The following is a 17,190-nucleotide window of genomic DNA, read 5'->3' as shown; positions in this document are numbered from 1 at the left end:
CCGGAGCGGGAGGCTGCCGGGCGCGCACCATGGTGGCAGCCGAACTTCTCAATTGCCCATGAACTGCCAAACATTCGGGCGGCGGCTGCGGGCCGGCCGGACGGTCAGGCGGCCGGCGGCGTCCGGTGGTCGAAGGCGATCAGCGGGTCCCCGGTGAGCGGGTGCGCGGTGACGGCGGCCCGGACGCCGAACACCTCGGCGAGCAGGTCCGCGGTGAGCACCTCCCGGGGCGGACCGGAGGCGACCAGCGCGCCGCCCGCCAGCACGTGCAGCCGGTCGCAGACCGACGCGGCGGCGTTCAGGTCGTGCAGCGCGACCAGCGTGGTGGCGCGCTGCGCCCGCAGCAGGGCCAGCAGCTCCACCTGGTGGCGGATGTCGAGGTGGTTCGTGGGCTCGTCCAGCACCAGCACCTCGGGTTGCTGGGCGAGCGCCCGGGCCAGCAGGACGCGTTGGCGTTCGCCGCCGGACAGTTCGGCGAAACGGCGCTCGGCGTGCCCGCCCATGCCCACCCGGTCGAGCGCGCGGGCGGTCTGCGTCCGGTCCTCGGCGCTGTCGGCGGCGAACGCCCGCTGGTGCGGGAGCCGCCCCAGAGCGACCATCTGACGGACCGTCAACTCGAAGGCCTCGCCCCGCTCCTGGGGCAGAGCGGCCAGCTGCCGGGCGGCCTCGGCCCGGGGCAGGGCCGTCAGGTCGCGGCCGTCGAGCAGCACCCGTCCGGCCCGCGGCGCGAGATGGCGGTAGACGGCGCGCAGCAGCGTGGACTTGCCGCTGCCGTTCGGCCCGATCAGCCCCGCGATCTCGCCGGACTCGGCGACCAGGTGAACACCCGCCACCACGTCCCGGCCGGCCAGTGCGACGTGCAGATCGTCCAGGGCGAGTCTCACCGGTTGCCCTCCAGTCGCCGGTCGAGCAGGAACAGCAGGACGGGCGCGCCGAGCAGCGCGGTGACCACGCCGATCGGCAGCTCCTGGGCGTCGAGCGCGGTACGGGCGACGGTGTCGACGGCGGTCAGCAGCACGGCCCCGGTGAGCGCCGACAGCGGCAGCAGCCGGCGGTGGTCGCCGCCCACCAGCAGCCGGCACAGGTGCGGCACCAGCAGGCCGACGAAACCGACGACGCCGGAGACGGCGACCAGCACACCCGTCAGCAGGCTGGTGACCACGAAGAGTTCGCGCCGCAACCGGTCCGGGTCGACGCCGAGACCGGCGGCGGTCTCGTCCCCCAGCACCAGCGCGTTCAGGGCCCGGGCGCGGGCCTGGAGCGCGACCCCGGCCAGCGCCACCGCGACCGCCGGGACGGCGAGTTGACCCCAGGTGGCCCCGCCGAGACTGCCCATCAGCCAGAACAGCACACCGCGGGTCCGCTGCTCGTCCCCGCCCTGGAGCACCAGGTAGCTGCACAGCCCGCCGAGGAACTGCCCGACGGCGATCCCCGACAGCACCAGCCGCAGCGGCGAGAAGCCACCACCGCGCCGCGCGACCAGCCACACCAGCGCGAACGAACCGAGCGCACCGCCGAACGCGGCGGCGGAGACCCCGAGTCCGAGCGCGCCGCCGGCACCGACCCCCAGCACGATCGCGCCGAGCGCACCGAGCGAGGCCCCGGAGGAGATCCCCAGCAGATACGGATCGGCCAGCGGGTTGCGCACCAGAGCCTGCACCGCCGTCCCGACCAACCCGAGACCGGCCCCCACCAGGGCGGCCAGCAGAGCACGCGGGACGCGCAGCTGCCAGACGATCAGGTCGTGCGTGCCCGGCGCGTCCTGAGTGTTCGTCACATGCCGGACGACGACGGTCCACACCTCGCGGGCGGGCACGTCCACACTGCCGAGCGAGACGGCGACGGTGAGGGCCACCACCAGCGCGACCAGCAGCCCGCCCGTCAGAACGCCCGCCCCGACGGTGCGGGTTCGGCGGACCGGAGCAAGGGCGGCCATCTACTGACCGTCCTTGACCAGATCGGGGTGGAGCGCGCGGGCGATCCGCTGCACGGTGTCGGCGTTGCGGACACCGGCGACGGTCGTCACCTCGGACCCGATCCGCAGCAAGTGCCCCTGCCGAACGGCGGTCAGCTCCCTGGTGACCGGGTTGGTGCGCAGGAACTGCTCGGCCTCGTCGAAAGCCCGGCGGTCGGCGTCCTCGCTGCCGCGATGGCGAACCCCCAACTGGATCCAGTCGGGATTCCTGGCCACCACGTCCTCCCAGCCGACGGCCTTGAAGTCGGCGTCGCAGTCGGCGAAGACGTTGCGCGCCCCCGCCAGCGTGATGACCGCGTGCGCGATCTGCCGGTTGCAGACGGCCGTCGGCTGCTTGGTCCCCGCGTCGTAGTCGAAGAAGAAGTAACCGGGCCGCCGCTCGCCCTGGAGCCGGCCGAGCGCGGTGGCGACCTTGTTGAGCGTGCCGTCCATGGCCGCGACCAGCCGGTCCGCCTCGGGCAGGGTGCCGGTGACGGCGCCGAGCCGCTTGATGTCCTGCTCCACCTCGGCGAGATCCGTCTTGACGCTCTTCGCGCACGCCGTGGACAGCAGGTAGACGTGCTTGATCCCGGCAGCCGCGAACTCCTGCTCACTGGGCGGCCCGCCCGTCCCGCCCACGGCCCCCGTCGAGGCGAAACTGTCGATGTACAGATCGGCGCCGGACCCGAGCAGCTTCTCCTTCGCCGGCACCGCGCTCCCGAGGACCGGTATTCTCGCCCCCTGCTCGGCAACCCCCGCAGGCAGATACCCGGCCCCGGGCGGAAACCCGGTCCCGATCACCTGGTCGCCGACCCCCAGTTCCAACAGCATCTCCAGCGCAGCGGCATTGCTCGTGACGATCCTGCCGGGCGCAGCACCGAAGGTCGTCGACCGCCCCTGGCAGTCCACCACCTTGACCGGAAACGCGGCCGTCCGGGAGGCCGTGACACCGGCCGTCTTCTCGCCGCCGGTACCGGCCGTACTGCCGGCGCAGCCCGAGGCCAGCAGGGCCGCGGTGGCGGCCAATCCGCAGAGGGCGCGGGTTCGCATGGGGTTCACTCCTGACGTGGTGGTGGGGTGTGGGGTCTCACCTGCCGCCCTTTCGCGCGGGCGGGCCGGTGAGTGCGAGCGGGAGCCGTCGACGACGGCCGGGGGTGGCGAGCGCGACCGCCTCCCGGGCACCGCCCGCTCCCGGCCCGGGAGTTCCGCGGCAACCACCCCGGCGGGGCCGGGTCGGTCGCCGGCCGGCGGCACCACGTCCGCGCTCGGGCGCCGCCGGCTGACGGCCCGTCGGCCGGCGGGGCGGAGGCCACTGCGGACCGCGGCCGAACGGCCGTCACCCTCCACGGGCACGGCCGCCCGACCGTCCGCACCGGCCTTCGCCCCGCACGGCGCGACGTTCCCGGCCGGAGCGGCGACCCGGCCTGCCCGAACCTCGCGGCCTTCGGCGGTGACCCGCCCCTCGGAACCCACGCAGGCGCCGAAGCCCGTCGCCGGTGAGTGGCACCACATCCACGCCGAGGCCACGCAGCCATCCGACGGCCCACCGGCGACCGAAGTCGCGTGAACGACGGCCGGACGGTCCTCGGCCTCCGCCGGCACCGCCGTCCGACTTCCCGGTACGTCGCACAGCGCGGCACCCTCGACCGGGGCGACAACGGCGAGTGCGGCCGTGTCGTGGACGCCGCCCGCGCGGGCGGGGCCGGTCCGGCCGCTGCCGAGCGGCACCACGCCCGCACCCAGGTGCCGCAGCCACCTGACGGAACCGGCCGTGTCATCGCCGGCGTCGCCGGCAGAGGCGGCAGGGGTGGCAGGGGCGGTACCGTCGGGCAGCGCGGTGGTCCGGCCCACCTGACCCTCCCGGCTTTCGGCGGCGACCCGTTCCCCGGAGCCCAGGGTCGCGGCCAAGCACCTCCCACCCGCCCGGCCGGTCCGCGCCAGTAGCTGCCGCAGGCTCTCCTGCTCCTCGAACTCGCCGGCCCACACGCCGAGTTCGACACCATCGCCGGTCGCGGCGAAGCCTGCCGAGATCGGTAGTGGCCCCGGGGCCGGTCGGGTTGCGGTCACGAATCAGCTGTCGTGTCCGACCGGGCCCGGGTTCCCGCCGTCCGTCGTCGGCGTCGCGGGTGGTGGCGGTCAGATCCGTCCGGCGAAGGTGAATCCGGCTCGGTCCACGGCTGCGCGGACTTCGTTCTCGTCGGCCGCGCCGGTGATGGTGACCCGTCCGGCCCTGGCGTCCGCCAGGACGTCGGTGACCCCGGGGAGGGCGGCGAGTCCGGCGCTGACGGTCCGTTCGCAGTGGCCGCAGCTCATTCCCTCGACGGCGAAAACGGTGGTGACGGTGGTGCTGGACATGCGTACTCCCATCGGTGTGATCGGCAATGCGGATCCACGACAGCGCACTCCGACCGCCCGGGGCACCGGGACACGCGGCCCGATGCCCCCTTCGGGTGGACCCGGGAACCGTTCACGCCGCGCGGTCGACGAGTCTGCGCGACGCGGAGCGTCCGTCGGGAGCTGCGGGAGGGTTCGTGAGGGAGCGTCAGAGCGAACTGGAGGTTCTGGCGGCGCCCGGCGTGGGCGAGGAGCGCCATCGGTCGCGGCAGGTGAGGTCGCCGAGCAGGCCGACGGCGCACGGCCACACGCCCATCGGCCGTCGGATCATCGCCTCGGTGGTGCCGGTGCGGGCTTCCTGGCCGCGGACGAGGTCGACCGGGTTCCCGGTGCAGCCGCCGTCGACTCGCACCGATCCACCGATCCGATGCCTCAGCACCGTTCGCCCGGTCGGTGCGGCGCCAAGGGCCTCCGGTCGTTCGACTGGATTCGACACCCACGAGCTGTGCGGGCGGCCCACTCTCATGAGCTCGTTCGAGCAACGGCCAGTCACGTCACCGGGCCGGAACCGACCGTTGACCACGTTCGCGGTTCACCACCGTAGCCGCTTCGACCAGTCACCCCGAGGGCGGTAGGCACGGCTGTCACCGGCCTGCTTCGGTCCACGGGGGACAACCTCCCGATGGTGCGGATACTGTCCCGTCACCGTCGCCAGCAGGAACTCCAGGAAGCCGCCCTCGAATACGTCCCACTCCCGCATCGAGTCGAGCCTGGCGGCCACCGGCCACCGGTCCGGGTCCGGGCCTCGCATCAGCCAGAAGAACTGGGCGGCGCTGTAGTTGTTGCCCCACTTCAGCAGCCCGCCCTCGGCCGGGAACAGCGGATACGGGCACTCGTCGTAGTCCCCGTCCAGATAGGCCTGGGCCAGGGAGGCGCAGTACCCGTAGGGGTCCGTCGTGTAGTAGAGGAATCCCTCGAAGCCGAGCGGCTGCCCGATCTCGGGAGTGGGCGCTGTCGATGGTGCGTAGATGTGCAGCTCGCCTCTGATGCTGACCATCCCGTACCGGTCGATGAACGCCCGGTAGTCCGCGGGCAGTTGAAATCCGAGCACCCCGGGCCCGAGCTCCCACGGGACCGGGACCACTCCGCCCGCAGGCGGCGGCCCGATCACCGTGCCGAGCCGGTCCAGCAGCTCCTCGATGCCCACGCCCGCTCCCGTCAGCCACCCTTCTCGCCGCAAGCTATCCGGTTCCGGTGACACCGGATGCGGTGCGCCGTGCGGGGGGACCCACTTTCACGCCCGGCCGGCCCGACGACCGCGCAACCGCGCCAGCAGCCTCCCCGCGGACCACCAAGCTCGATCGGCGACGGCCGGTCGGGCGCGGCTCCGCCTCCGGCCGTACGTCGATGGTCCCAATTGGCGCTGTCCGTAGGAGGATTGACGTCGGTCCGGGTCTGCGGTCGATCATGTGTTGCGTCGGTTCGTCAGGCGCGGGACGGCTGGAAGGCAGGCTGCACATGTGGGGCAAGTGGATTGGCTGCGAGGTTCCGGTGGCCGCGCGGGGGCGGTTCTCCGCGGCTCAGGAGGCCTGGTCGACGATCAGTGATCAGCCGGGCCTGGTCGGACAGTTGGGCGGATGGGATCCGGCCACCGGCCGTGCACATCTGCTCGGGCTGTGGACCGACGAAGCCGCCTACCGCCGCTTCATGCGCGAGCGGCACGACACGGTGGCCGCCGGCAACCAGCAGCGCGCCGGCTACACCGCGATCGACATCGCCACCGGTGGGACCGTCCTCGCGATGGCGGGGGACGTCGCCGACCTGCCGCACGCGCTCGAACGCGCCGCGCTCCTGCGGGTCGCCGACTGCCGCACGCTGCCCGGCCGCGAGGAGCACTTCCTCGAAGTCCAGCGCGAGGTGTGGGCGCCGGGCATGGCAGCGGCCGGGGGCATGCTGGCCGGGGTCGTCGTCCAGCTCGAAGCGCACCGCTACCTGGTCACGACGCTGTGGTCCGGCGCCGCCGCCCACCAGCGCTACACGAGCCGGCAGCTGCCGGCCCTGCGCTCCCGCGCTGCCCTCGACGGTGATGTTCGGTCGATGACCGGCCATGTGCTGCCGCTGGAGGCGACCTGGCGCATCAAGCCGACGGAGTCGCGGTAGGTGTGCCGACCCCGTTCGAGGTGGCCATGGCCGTGACCTGGTCGAGCTCGAACGCAGGCGGCCTGTCGCAGTCCTCCCGACCCGTGACGGTCCCGGTCCAGTACCGGCTCAACAGCAACGTATGCACGCCTCGGCCTTGCTGAAGTCCCCCGCCGCGAATGCCTTCGCCGGGATCGTGAAGTACACCGTCCCTCCGTCGCCCCAGCCCCATCCGAGCTCGACGTCCTCGGCGAGCTGGAGCAGATGGACCGCGGGCCCATCGGCGTCGCGAGGGGTCACCGGGGATGCGTACGACGTGTCCGGCCAGCCGAAGGCACAGTGGCGCCCGGCGGTGTTCCCGTCGAAGTCGCCCAGCTCCGTGAGGATGAGCGACGCCGCGCCCCAGTGCGCGGTCGGGTCGAACTCGACATCGTCGTCCTCGACGTCCCAGCAGTCCGGGAGCATGGTCGACTCGACTGCGTGGACGGACCGGGCCGGGTAGCTCCTCGCCGGTTCGGGTGCGGCTGTCTCGACCGCTCGTGCGGGGTCCGCAGGAATCACGCGGCACACCCGGGGGCTGGACGTGTCCAGCTTCCGGTACTCCTCGTACGGCACGTCCGGATCGAGGTAGAAGAAGTTGAGCAGGCCTGGCTGTGCAGGCAGTTCGCAGTCGAGCCGGGAGGCGAGGGCATCGGCGTCGAGGACGGCGAGCAGGGACAGCGGAACACCGTCGACGTCGGGCCAGCGGGTGCCGGGGGCGAGCAGGGCGGGACCGCCGAGCCGGCACCGGCCGGTGGCCGGGACGGCGCCCGTCGAGGACTCCAGCCGGAAGCCGCGGCGAGCCATCGCCGCGAACTGCGGGCCGGATCGCTCGCCGAGCCGTTCGGTGCAGGCTCGGTACATGTCGGCAGGGCTGTCGAATTCCATCCCGGCATCCTCTCAACTTCCGCCACGCGCCGAACAACTGCCGTCCGAGGGCGAGAAGCACACCGTCGAGATCTTCTACGGGAGTCCCGCCGGCTTCACCGCCGAGCGCGGGGCGGCGGCAGGGCTCTCGGGTGACAGGTCGAACGAGGCGATCGCCGCGGAGAGCGATCAACCCACTCGATCGGGTACGACTGGCCCCGGTTCCGTTTCGACGCGTTTGCCCTGGTCCATGATCCGCCTGCACGGTGCCCTGCTCGGGCGCATCGGCCTTCCTGGAAAGGGCAGTTCGTATGACTATCGAAAATGGAGACCCGATCCCGGCGGTCACCGGGGCGACGCTCGCCGACATCGCCGAGAACGGCATCTGGCGCGGTGCCAGCCTCGACATCAATCCGGCGGTGCTCGCCGTCGCCCAGGCCCTCCTCGCTGCGCTCCAAGGCACCGCGCCCACCGCGGAACTCCCCGAGGAACTGCGCGAGACGGTGGTCGCCGTCCGCCGGCAGGCCGCGGCCGCGATCCAACGCGTCCCGGTGGCCGACGACGTCAGCCTCTCCGTGTTCACGATCAAGCAGAACACCGCGGAACCGCGCCCGGTGGTGATCGTCCCGGCCGGCTGGAACCCCTTCGGCTGGCTGCCGTTCATGGTCGGGTACCTCTCGCTGGCGGCGCGCGGCTACCACGTGCTGGCGTACACGCCGCGGGGCATGGGCCAGCCGGGGGTCTACTACTCCTCCGACGGGTTCATCGAAGTCGCGGGCCCGGACGACCGGTTGGACGGGTCGAAGATGATCGACCACGCGCAGAAGCTGTTCGCGCCGAACAAGGTCGGCCTCATGGGACTGTCCTACGGCTCCGGGATCAGCCAGTTGGTCGCCGCCCACGACGACCGGGTCGCCGCCGTGGCCGCCCTCAGCACCTGGGGCAACCTCGCCACCAGCCTCTACGACAACGGCACTCGGCACCTGGAGGCCGTCAAGCTGCTGATCGGCTTCACCGGGGCCGGGAAGGACGAGGAGGCACAGAAGGCGAAGTTCACCGAGGACACCTGGCGCATCCTCCAGAACTTCCTGAACGGGCGGGAGATGGAGGAGGTGGTCGCCTGGGGCACCCGGCGCTCCCCCGAGACCTACCTCCACCTCACCAACGGCCGGAACGTCCCGACGTTCTACTCCAACACCTGGCACGAGAGCCTGTTCCCCGCCGCCGAGGCGATCGCCACCTTCGAGCAGCTCACCGTCCCCAAGCACCTGAACCTGTGGATCGGCGATCACGGCGCCCCGGAGGGCTTCGGCATCACCGGCTTCCCGAGCGTCGGCATGCCCCTCGACGAACAGCTGCGCCCGATGGCCGAGGCCTACGCCTGGCTGGACCACCACCTGCTCGGCAAGCCCACCGAGGTACCGACCTGGCCGGTGGTCAACAGCCAGGTCATGTTCACCTACGAGACCAAGGGGACCATCGGCGGCGGCCGGAAGATCACCAAGCCGGCGCGCCGCGAGCCGCTCCGCTCCTGGTCCGAGGCCACCACCAGCACCGAGGCCTGGTACCTCAGCGGCACCAACGGCAACGGCGACGGCGCCCTGTCCGACAAGCCCTCCACGGACTGGACCAGGCCCTTCACCGCCGGTCACCTCACCACCGCCATCGCCATGGACGAGATCATGGGTACCGGTCAGGAGGAGTGGTCCGGCAGCCCGAAGCCCTACGACCCGGCCGGCTTCGACCGTGACCGACTCCTGGTGTGGTCCACCGACGAACTGGCCGACGGCCGCCGCATCCGCGGCGCCGCCACCGTCCGCCTGGGCCTTCGCGTCGAGGAGGGCGACGCCGCGACCCTGGTCGCCTACCTCTTCGACGTGGCCCCGGACGGCAGCGCCCGGATCATCACCCACGAGCCCTTCACCGCCACCGGCCTGACCCCCGGCGCCGACCGGACCGTCCACTGGACGCTCCAGCCCACCGCCTACGACCTCGCCGACCGCCACCGCCTCGCCCTGGTCGTCAACAGCCGCGACCCGCTCTACTCCTTCGCCAACGAGGAGAACGGCGCCGACGTCATCACCGTCACCTCCCTGGCCAAGGAAGAGGCCGTCCTCGAACTCCCCCTCGGCTGACCGGACCACCGCACACGAAACGGGCGGGGCGGACAGCCGTCCACCCGCCCGTTCGCACACCGGGCCCCGGCTCGCCGTCCACGGATTCTCAGTGTCCGCCCGGCCCCTGCGGCAGCGGAGTCGCGGGGCCCGTCAGGGACTCGGCGAAGGCGGTCAGCGCAGCGAAGTCCTCCTCGCGCAGCCCCTTGAGCGGGCTCACGTAGTGCAGCAGCGCCGGCCCCGGGTGGTGCGCGGCCACGAACGCCTCGTCCTCGGGGCCCAACTCGTCGTCCACCCAGGCGAACGGGCGCCCGGCGGCGTGGTCGATCAAGGTCTGCGTCTTCCAGTGGACGCCGTCCGGCCGCTCCTGGAAGAGCACCTCCGTGAAGTCGACGTAGGGCAGTTCCGGCAGGCCCACCACCGGTGCGATCCACTCGTTGGCGCCGGCCATCCACGTGGTGGCCCACCAGAGTTCGTAGTCCAGCGCCGACAGCCCCGCGCCGTGCCGCGGGTCGAGCCGGACCCGCCACGGCTCCGGCTCGTGCGGCACCTCGACCACCGTGAACCCGTCCAGCGGCTGGTCGAACAGCTGAGCGGCGTACGGGTTCAGCGGGCCGTCGACGTCCAGGTACAGCAATGGCAGCAGCGGCTTCACGGTGACTCCCCCGGTCGTTCCCTCGGTCGTTCCCTCGGTCCGGACAGTATCGCCCGACGATCAGGTGATCGGAGCGGACCGGCTACTGGCCCCGACGCGCCCCGGTCCGGCCTTCGCATTCGAACTGGCGGGGTACTCCGCCGGCCTCCGCCCGCAGGGCGTCCCGGGCGAGGTCGGCGCGGGTGGCGGCGTCCGGCGGCGGGGCGAGGGTGATTCCGGCATCGGTGAGGATGCTCAGGTCGAGTGCCCAGGTGGTGCGCGAACGGGCCTGCCAGAGTTCGAACGCCTCGGCGATGTGCCGGTCGGCCTGATCGGGCGTCAGGCCGGTGACCTTGATCAGGTGGGCCCGGGCCTGCGGTGCGAGGCCCCGGACCTGTGCGAGGCCGAAGTGCGTCACGGTGTGGCAGTCGGTGCACAGGCAGATCAGTCGCTTGAGTGTCTGGACCTGGCGGGCCCGGTCGTAGGTCCACCGCTCGTGGGCCTCCAGCCAGCGTTGCGCTTCGCGGTCCTGGCCGGCCCCGCAGGCCTCGCAGCGGTTCTGGGCCCGGGCCTGGATCATCCGGCGGAGCCGGTCCCAGTCCTGCGGGGCGACGCACGAGCGAACGTTGGTGAACCAGCAGCTGCTGGGCACCAGGTCCACGAACAGGCCGCTGCCGAGGGAGCGGTCCTCGCCCGGGAGCAGCCGGGGGACGTCCGCCCGGGCGGCCCAGCGATCCAGACCCGCGATGCCGGGCCGCGGCGAGTACCACCGGCGGGCCGCCGGGTCCCATCGCGCTCCGGCGGCCTTGGCCTCGTCCTTCTCGGCGAACGGAACGTCCAGCCAGATCCGCTCAACTGCCATCCCCGGGCTCCTCGTTGTCGACACCGCAAGCGGGCTCGACCACCCTAGGGCCCGGCCCGTCGACGGGCCGGGCAGTTGATCGAAGGTGTCCGTCCGATCGCCGATCAGGATCGGAGCACGCGCGACAACTCGCCGACCGGCGCCAGCACGTGTCCGCCGCTGCCGGCGCACCACCACACGGCCGCGCCCGCCCGCTGCGAGCCGTGGACGCCGAGGTCGTGTCGGGGGCACACCGGCCAGACCTGCCAGGTCCGTTCGAGCAGGCTCTCCTGGATCAGGATCGCCAGGCCGGTCAGCGCCGTGACCGGGTCCTCGCACCCGCTCGGCAGGATCAGGCCGCCCCGGTCGAGCCGCTCGCCGTCGGCGAGACGGACACCGGCCCCCGCCGGGAAGCCGATCTCCAGAAGCTCGATCTCCGGTTCGCCCTCGATCCCCCGCGTGGGCAGGTCGCGGGCCACGATCCGCAGCGCGGCCCGCAACGTCTCCAGCCGCTCGGGCACGAGGTCGAACCCGGGCTCGAACCCCACCTCGTCCAGCATCCGCCGCGCCAGCGCCGCCAGCTCCGGCGGTGACACCTCGGCCGGATTCCGCTCGACGACCTCCAGAACGGCATCGGCACGCGGAAACCAGTCCAGCAGCGCGCAGGCGAGCGCGACGACCTGCCGCGGGTCGAGGTCGTCCGCGCGCAGGCCGAGATAGACCTCTCGCTCCAGCTGCTCGACATCCGCCCCGTACTCGCCCACCGCGTCACTCACCGGCCCAGTATCCCGACGCGACGCGGCTCGTGCGTCACGATTTCCAGCACGACGTCGGGGGGCACCGGGCGGATCGGTCCGGCACCCCCGTTCCGGATCTCCGGTCAGGCCGCGCAGCCGAGCGGTGGGCGGTCGGCGTGTTCGGCGTCGGCGAGTTTGCGGATGAGGACGGCGCGGGCGCGGTTGACCCGGGAGCGGATGGTGCCGATCGGGCAGCCGGTGAGTTCGGCGACCTCCTCGTAGGGGAGGCCGAGCAGGGCGGTCAGGACGAAGGCGTCGCGGCGTTCGGCGGGCAGGGCGTCGAGGAGTTCGCCGAGGGCGATGCCTTCGTCGAAGCCGGGCAGGTGGTGGGGCTGGACCTGTTCGGCGGCGCTCTGCCAGTCGTCGGTGTCGAAGAGTCGGGGTCGGCGGGCCGCGAAGCGGTAGCGGTCGACGACGGTCCGGCGCGCGATGGACAGCAGCCAGGTGCGGGCCGAGGAGCGGCCCTCGAAGCTGGGCAGGCTGCGCAGCGCCCGCAGGTAGGTGTCCTGGGTGAGGTCGTCGGCGGCCTGGGGTTCGCCGCTGAGGTGGGTGACGAAGCGTCGCACGTCGGGGCGGGTGGCGCGGACGAACCGTTCCACGGCGGCCGGGTCGCCGCCGCGGGCGGCCAGTGCCCAGGCGGTGACGGTGGGGTCGTCGGCACGTGTCCGTCCGGTGACGGAACGTGACGCGGTCAGGGCGGGAGTCATCTCCGGGTGTCCTTGCTCGGAAGACGGATGCGGCCGGGTCGGGCCGCGAGGCCGGCCGGGGGCGCACGCCGACGGGCACCGTCCGCCCGGCGGGCGTGCGGTGGTGACGGTGGGCGGGGCGGTTCCCCGGGTGTGACGGGCCGTCAGGCGACGGCGGTCACCGCCGGCGGTCCTCGAGTGGCGAGCGAATGGACGAGCAGCCGCGACCGGGGCCGGCGGGCCTCGGCGCGGGGCCGGCGGCGCCGCAGCGGCGGACGGACGGGTCGGACGAGGCCGAGCAGCAGCAGGACGGGCGCGAACAGTCGGGCGGCGACGGTCCGGGCCAGCCCGTGGACGGCGCGTTCGCCGGCCGCCAGCCAGAGGCCGAGCAGCAGCGCGGCCAGCAGGTGGGCGGTGAGCATGCCGACACCGTTGTGCTGCCCGGCGCCCATCGCCATGGCGTGGTGCGCCATGCCGGGCATCGCGGCCGGGTCGGCGAGCCCGGCGGCCGTTCCGCCGGGGATCGTCCCGGGGTCGAGGCCGGCGGCCTCGATCAGTCGGGCGGCCTGTTCGTCGGTGAGCGGCCCGGCGTTGCACAGCAGCAGGTGGGCCCAGCGGGCGGCGAGGCCGTCGGGGACGGGCGCGGCGGCTTCCGGCGCGGCCCGGCCGAGCGAGAACAGGGTGTGCAGGGCGGCCTGGACGCCGACGGTCAGCGCGGTGACCAGCAGCGGGCCGCGTTCCCGGCGCGCCGTCAGCCATCCGAGCACGGCCGTGCCGCCGAGCGCGGCGGCCAACACCGGAGCGGCCACCGGCCGGCCGGACATCAGCACGTGCGCCACGGCGGCGAGCAGCACGCAGCCGACCGCGAACACCGCGGCCCGACCTGCCCGTACCACTCGTCCTGCGTCCATGACAGGCCCATCGTCGCACCCCTCACACCCGCCGAACGCCGGCCTCCCCCACCCTCGCGAACATGACGAGCGTCACACCGCCCGGCCGGGAACCGGACCCCCTCGCCCGACGACAACCGGTACGGGCGTGTTGTGTCAGCGGCCGTCCGGCGCCGGGGCGGTGCCGGGCAGTCGGGTGCGGAAGGTGGCGCCGGCGGCGGTGGCCTCGATGCGCAGGGTGCCGCCGTACAGGGTGGCGATGTCGCGGGCGATCGCCAGGCCGAGGCCGGCGCCGCCGTCGTTGCGGCTGCGGGCGTCGTCGAGGCGGGTGAAGCGTTCGAAGACCCGGTCGCGGTCGGCCGGCGGGATGCCGGGGCCGTCGTCGGTGACGTCCACGACGGCTTCGCCGGTGGCGGGGTCGGTCCGCAGGCGGACGGAGACGCCGGTCCGGGCGTGCCGTTGCGCGTTGTCGAGGAGGTTGGTGAGCAGGCGGCCGAGCCACAGCGGGTTGCCGTCCACCGCGCCGACGCCGTCAGGGGCGTCGAGGTCGACCGGGTGCGGTTGCGGGCCGCGGCCGGCGACGGTGTCGCGGAGGAGCTCGGCGAGGTCGACGGGCTGGACGGGGCCCGGTCCGCCGGTGGTGTCGAGGCGGGCCAGCAGCAGCAGGTCGGCGGCGAGGGACTGGAGCCGGTCGGTGTCCTGGAGTGCGCCGGCCACCATCGCGGCGCGGACGTCGGGGTCGGGGTGGGTGTGGGCCACCTCCAACTGGGTGCGCAGGACGGCCAGCGGGCTGCGCAGTTCGTGCGAGGCGTCGGCGATGAAGCGGCGCTGCCGGGTGCCGGCCGCTTCCAGGCGGTCGAGCATGGCGTTCATGGTGTGGGCGAGGTCGGCGATCTCGTCGTCGCTGCCGGGCTCGGGGACGCGGCGCTCCAGGCCGCCCTCGCCGATCGCGGCGACTTCGGCGCGGATCGCTTCGACGGGCCGCAGGGCCCGGCCGGTGCCCCGCCAGGTGAGCAGGCCGACGGTGGCGACCAGGACGGCGCTGAGCACGGCGAGTGCGGCGGTGGTGAGGTCCTCGGCGGTGTCGGCGGTGTGCAGGGAGGCGCCGACCCGGACGGTGACGGGGCCGGTGGGCGGGTCGGCGGTGACGGTGGTGACGCGCTGGCGGTGCTCCAGTCCGAGGGCGCGGAGGTCGAAGCTGCCGGGCCCGTCGCCGGCGACGGTGCCGGGCAGCGCGGGGCGGCCGGCCAGATTGGGGCTGGCGGCCAGGACCCGGCCGCCGGCGTCGGTGACCTGAACGAAGTCGGTGCCCTGGCCGAGCGTCACCTGCTCGGGCAGCCGGCCGTCCTCGGCGAGCCGGGCGACGGCCCGGGCCTGTTCACGGGCCTCGGCCTCGACGGTGTGCTCCAGGTTGACCCGCAGCACCAGCAGCACCGCAGCGGAGGCGACGGCCATGACGACGGCGACGCCGACGCAGGCCGCGAGCGTGGTGCGGGTGCGGACGGTGCGCGGCGCCAGCCGGGCCGCCGCGGCGGCCGCCCGGCGCGGCAGGGCGTTCCGGCGCGGAAGGGCGTTCCGGCGCGAGAGGGCGGCCCGGCGCGAGAGGGCGGCCCGGCGCGGGAGGGCGTTCCGGTCAGCCACCGTCGGCCGCCAGCCGGTAGCCCGCGCCGCGCACGGTCTGCACGGCGGCGCGGCCGAACGGGGCGTCGATCTTCCGGCGCAGCGCGCTGATGTGCACCTCGACGGTGTTGGGGTCGCTGTCCGGCCCGCTGTCCCAGACCTGTTCGAGGATCTCCCGTTTGGAGACGGCTTCGCCGGGCCGCCGGGCGAGGTGGTCGAGCACGGCGAACTCGCGGGGCGTCAGGGCGACGGCGGTGCCGGCCCGGGTGCAGGTGCGGGCGGCGGAGTCGACGACCAGGTCGCCGAGAACGGTGCGCTGCGGGGCGCGGCTGCCGATCCGGCGGGCGAGGGCGCGCAGCCGGGCGACCAGGACCACGAAGGAGAACGGTTTGGACAGGTAGTCGTCGGCGCCGGTGTCGAGGGCCTCGGCCTCGTCCCACTCGCCGTCCTTGGCGGTGAGCATCAGGATCCCGGCGTCGCTGCCGGCGGCCCGCAGCCGCGAGCAGACCCGGTAGCCGTTGAGGCCGGGCAGCATGATGTCGAGGATGATCACGTCGTAGCAGTGCTCGGTCGCCCGGGCCAGGCCGGTCAGGCCGTCGTGGACGATGTCGACGTCGAACCCCTCGGCTTCCAGGCCGAGTTCGACCGCTCGGGCGAGCCGCTGTTCGTCCTCCACCACCAGTACGCGCATGCCCCCAGCCTCGCAGGTCCGCCGATCCGGAAGCTGAAGGGGTCTTCAGGTCTTCAGCATCCCTTCAGCTCGGCCCGGCCATGCTGCTGAGCGGCCGTGCTGCCGGGGCCGTGCTGCGGACCGGCCCGGCCACCGACGCGACCGCGCGCGGCCCGACCGCGCCACGGAGAGGAGTGCCGCCGCTGTGGGCGCCACGACGACGATGACCGGGACCGACGCGCCGGGCGGGCTGCGCTCCGCGCCGCTGTGGAGCAAAGTGCCGCAGGTGACGGCCGGTTTCTGGGTGGTGAAGGTGCTGACCACCGGGATGGGCGAGACCACCTCCGACTACCTGGCGCGCACGCTCGGGCCGATCCCGGCGGTGGCGGGCGCGACGGTGCTGCTCGCGGTGGCGCTGTTCGCGCAGGCGCGGGCGGGCCGCTACCGGCCGGCCGTGTACTGGGCGGCGGTGGTGATGGTCAGCGTGTTCGGCACCATGGCCGCCGATGTGGCGCACGTGGCGCTGGGCGTTCCGTACGCGGTCTCGGCCGGGGCGTTCACGGTGGCGCTGGCCGCGGTGTTCTGGCTCTGGCGCCGCACCGAGGGGACGCTCGCGGTGGAGTCGGTGCGCGGCGGGCGGCGGGAGGTCTTCTACTGGGCGGCGGTGCTGGCGACGTTCGCCCTGGGCACGGCCGTCGGCGACCTGACGGCGGCCACCCTCGGCTGGGGCTACCTGCCGTCCGGTCTGCTGTTCGCCGCGCTGATCGCGGTCCCCGCGCTCGGCCACCGGCTGCTGCGGCTGCCGTCGGTCCTGGCGTTCTGGTGGGCGTACGTGCTGACCCGGCCGCTCGGCGCGTGCTTCGCCGACTGGGCCGGGGTGAGCCGGGAGCGCGGCGGCCTGGATCTGGGCACCGGCCCGGTGAGCCTGGTGCTGGCCGTGGTGATCGTGCTGGCGGTCCTCGCCCTGGCGGCCGGCGAGCGCAGGCGCCGCTGACGGCCCGTCACACCGTGCCGCCGGTGCCCGCACGCTGCCGTGCGGGCACCGGACGGTGTCGGCCTAGAAGCCGCTGAGCGGGGCGTCCAGCGGGGTGGCCGCACCGCCGACGGAGCCGGTGACCGGGGCGCCCAGGGCGACGGTCTGCCCGCTGAGCGCGGTCTTCACGAACTGCCAGCTGATGCCGTTGATGACGCCCTGGCTGAGCGGGGCGAGCTGGGCGAAGGCGGGCTGGCTGAGGTCGAGGTGGGTGGAGGCGCAGGACGGGCACTGGTCCTTGACCGGCAGGGTGAGGGTCTTGCCCTTGTAGGTCACCTTCACCGAAATGCCCTTGCAGAGCGGGTCGTTGTTCGGGTTGGCAGTAGTCCACCAGCTGGCGGGCACGGCCACCAGCAGCTGGGTGCCGGCGTTGATCTGGGTGCCGCAGGCGCCGTAGCCGGTGTCGTTGAAGTAGGTGGCCATACCGGTCATCGGCTGGTTGATCGGTATCGCGGCACTGGCGGAGCCGGCGCTCAGCGCGAGCAGGGCGGCCGCGGCGAGCGGGACGCCCGCCAACATCCTCAGGTTCCTACGGGTGGCACGCATGGTTCCTCCGCTTCTCGGCGCTCGGC

The 17,190-nt window shown here is 73.6% G+C and carries 18 protein-coding genes; 3 read left to right on the top strand and 15 right to left on the bottom strand.

The window, feature by feature from the left end:
* Window positions 1–104: 104 nt before the first annotated feature.
* From CG736_RS13940 to CG736_RS13915, 6 genes are all read right to left on the bottom strand, one after another.
* The gene (locus tag CG736_RS13940; protein WP_100586525.1) at window positions 105–884 is read right to left on the bottom strand and encodes an ABC transporter ATP-binding protein; all 780 of its coding nucleotides are present in this window, start codon (window positions 882–884) and stop codon (window positions 105–107) included.
* Window positions 881–1,936: an iron ABC transporter permease gene (locus CG736_RS13935; protein ID WP_100586524.1), complete on the bottom strand. Its 1,056-nt coding sequence runs from the start codon at window positions 1,934–1,936 to the stop codon at window positions 881–883. The genes CG736_RS13940 and CG736_RS13935 overlap by 4 nt, the downstream gene beginning before the upstream one ends.
* Window positions 1,937–3,004: an ABC transporter substrate-binding protein gene (locus tag CG736_RS13930; protein WP_100586722.1), complete on the bottom strand. Its 1,068-nt coding sequence runs from the start codon at window positions 3,002–3,004 to the stop codon at window positions 1,937–1,939.
* 1,086 nt (window positions 3,005–4,090) lie between these two features.
* The gene (locus tag CG736_RS13925) at window positions 4,091–4,309 is read right to left on the bottom strand and encodes a heavy-metal-associated domain-containing protein (protein ID WP_100586523.1); all 219 of its coding nucleotides are present in this window, start codon (window positions 4,307–4,309) and stop codon (window positions 4,091–4,093) included.
* Between the two features lie 187 nt (window positions 4,310–4,496).
* Complete coding sequence (locus CG736_RS13920; RefSeq protein WP_100586522.1) at window positions 4,497–4,700, bottom strand: hypothetical protein; 204 nt, start codon at window positions 4,698–4,700, stop codon at window positions 4,497–4,499.
* Between the two features lie 180 nt (window positions 4,701–4,880).
* Entirely contained in the window at window positions 4,881–5,495 is a 615-nt protein-coding gene (locus CG736_RS13915) for a hypothetical protein (RefSeq protein ID WP_100586521.1), read from the bottom strand.
* A 200-nt stretch (window positions 5,496–5,695) separates the two neighbouring features.
* Between CG736_RS13915 and CG736_RS13910 the strand changes: the two genes are divergently transcribed.
* The gene (locus CG736_RS13910) at window positions 5,696–6,448 is read left to right on the top strand and encodes a DUF4937 domain-containing protein (RefSeq protein ID WP_100586520.1); all 753 of its coding nucleotides are present in this window, start codon (window positions 5,696–5,698) and stop codon (window positions 6,446–6,448) included.
* A gap of 108 nt (window positions 6,449–6,556) precedes the next feature.
* On the opposite strand, the gene CG736_RS13905 is transcribed toward CG736_RS13910, so the two are convergent.
* On the bottom strand, window positions 6,557–7,354 hold the full coding sequence (locus CG736_RS13905) for a DUF1963 domain-containing protein (protein WP_100586519.1): 798 nt from the start codon (window positions 7,352–7,354) through the stop codon (window positions 6,557–6,559).
* A gap of 290 nt (window positions 7,355–7,644) precedes the next feature.
* Between CG736_RS13905 and CG736_RS13900 the strand changes: the two genes are divergently transcribed.
* Window positions 7,645–9,468: a CocE/NonD family hydrolase gene (locus tag CG736_RS13900; protein ID WP_100586518.1), complete on the top strand. Its 1,824-nt coding sequence runs from the start codon at window positions 7,645–7,647 to the stop codon at window positions 9,466–9,468.
* Between the two features lie 88 nt (window positions 9,469–9,556).
* Here the strand turns inward: CG736_RS13900 and CG736_RS13895 are convergent, their stop codons facing one another.
* From CG736_RS13895 to CG736_RS13865, 7 genes are all read right to left on the bottom strand, one after another.
* Complete coding sequence (locus CG736_RS13895) at window positions 9,557–10,102, bottom strand: hypothetical protein (protein ID WP_100586517.1); 546 nt, start codon at window positions 10,100–10,102, stop codon at window positions 9,557–9,559.
* 82 nt (window positions 10,103–10,184) lie between these two features.
* Window positions 10,185–10,943: a DUF5710 domain-containing protein gene (locus CG736_RS13890; protein WP_198520494.1), complete on the bottom strand. Its 759-nt coding sequence runs from the start codon at window positions 10,941–10,943 to the stop codon at window positions 10,185–10,187.
* A gap of 104 nt (window positions 10,944–11,047) precedes the next feature.
* The gene (locus tag CG736_RS13885; RefSeq protein ID WP_100586516.1) at window positions 11,048–11,698 is read right to left on the bottom strand and encodes a hypothetical protein; all 651 of its coding nucleotides are present in this window, start codon (window positions 11,696–11,698) and stop codon (window positions 11,048–11,050) included.
* A gap of 104 nt (window positions 11,699–11,802) precedes the next feature.
* Entirely contained in the window at window positions 11,803–12,426 is a 624-nt protein-coding gene (locus tag CG736_RS13880) for a sigma-70 family RNA polymerase sigma factor (RefSeq protein WP_100586515.1), read from the bottom strand.
* 143 nt (window positions 12,427–12,569) lie between these two features.
* On the bottom strand, window positions 12,570–13,316 hold the full coding sequence (locus CG736_RS13875) for a hypothetical protein (RefSeq protein WP_100586514.1): 747 nt from the start codon (window positions 13,314–13,316) through the stop codon (window positions 12,570–12,572).
* Between the two features lie 135 nt (window positions 13,317–13,451).
* Entirely contained in the window at window positions 13,452–14,936 is a 1,485-nt protein-coding gene (locus CG736_RS13870; protein ID WP_232733984.1) for a HAMP domain-containing sensor histidine kinase, read from the bottom strand.
* Window positions 14,929–15,606 (bottom strand): response regulator transcription factor, encoded by a 678-nt coding sequence (locus tag CG736_RS13865; RefSeq protein ID WP_100586513.1) that lies wholly within the window; start codon window positions 15,604–15,606, stop codon window positions 14,929–14,931. Before CG736_RS13865 ends, CG736_RS13870 begins: the two co-directional genes overlap by 8 nt.
* 202 nt (window positions 15,607–15,808) lie before the next feature.
* Between CG736_RS13865 and CG736_RS13860 the strand changes: the two genes are divergently transcribed.
* The gene (locus CG736_RS13860; RefSeq protein ID WP_100586512.1) at window positions 15,809–16,579 is read left to right on the top strand and encodes a hypothetical protein; all 771 of its coding nucleotides are present in this window, start codon (window positions 15,809–15,811) and stop codon (window positions 16,577–16,579) included.
* 63 nt (window positions 16,580–16,642) lie between these two features.
* On the opposite strand, the gene CG736_RS13855 is transcribed toward CG736_RS13860, so the two are convergent.
* On the bottom strand, window positions 16,643–17,164 hold the full coding sequence (locus CG736_RS13855; RefSeq protein WP_100586511.1) for a cysteine/serine endopeptidase inhibitor: 522 nt from the start codon (window positions 17,162–17,164) through the stop codon (window positions 16,643–16,645).
* Window positions 17,165–17,190: the final 26 nt, after the last annotated feature.

Source organism: Kitasatospora sp. CB02891, assembly GCF_002803145.1.
Classification (GTDB): Bacteria; Actinomycetota; Actinomycetes; order Streptomycetales; family Streptomycetaceae; genus Kitasatospora; species Kitasatospora griseola.
This window is presented reverse-complemented; position numbering and strand designations above follow the sequence as displayed.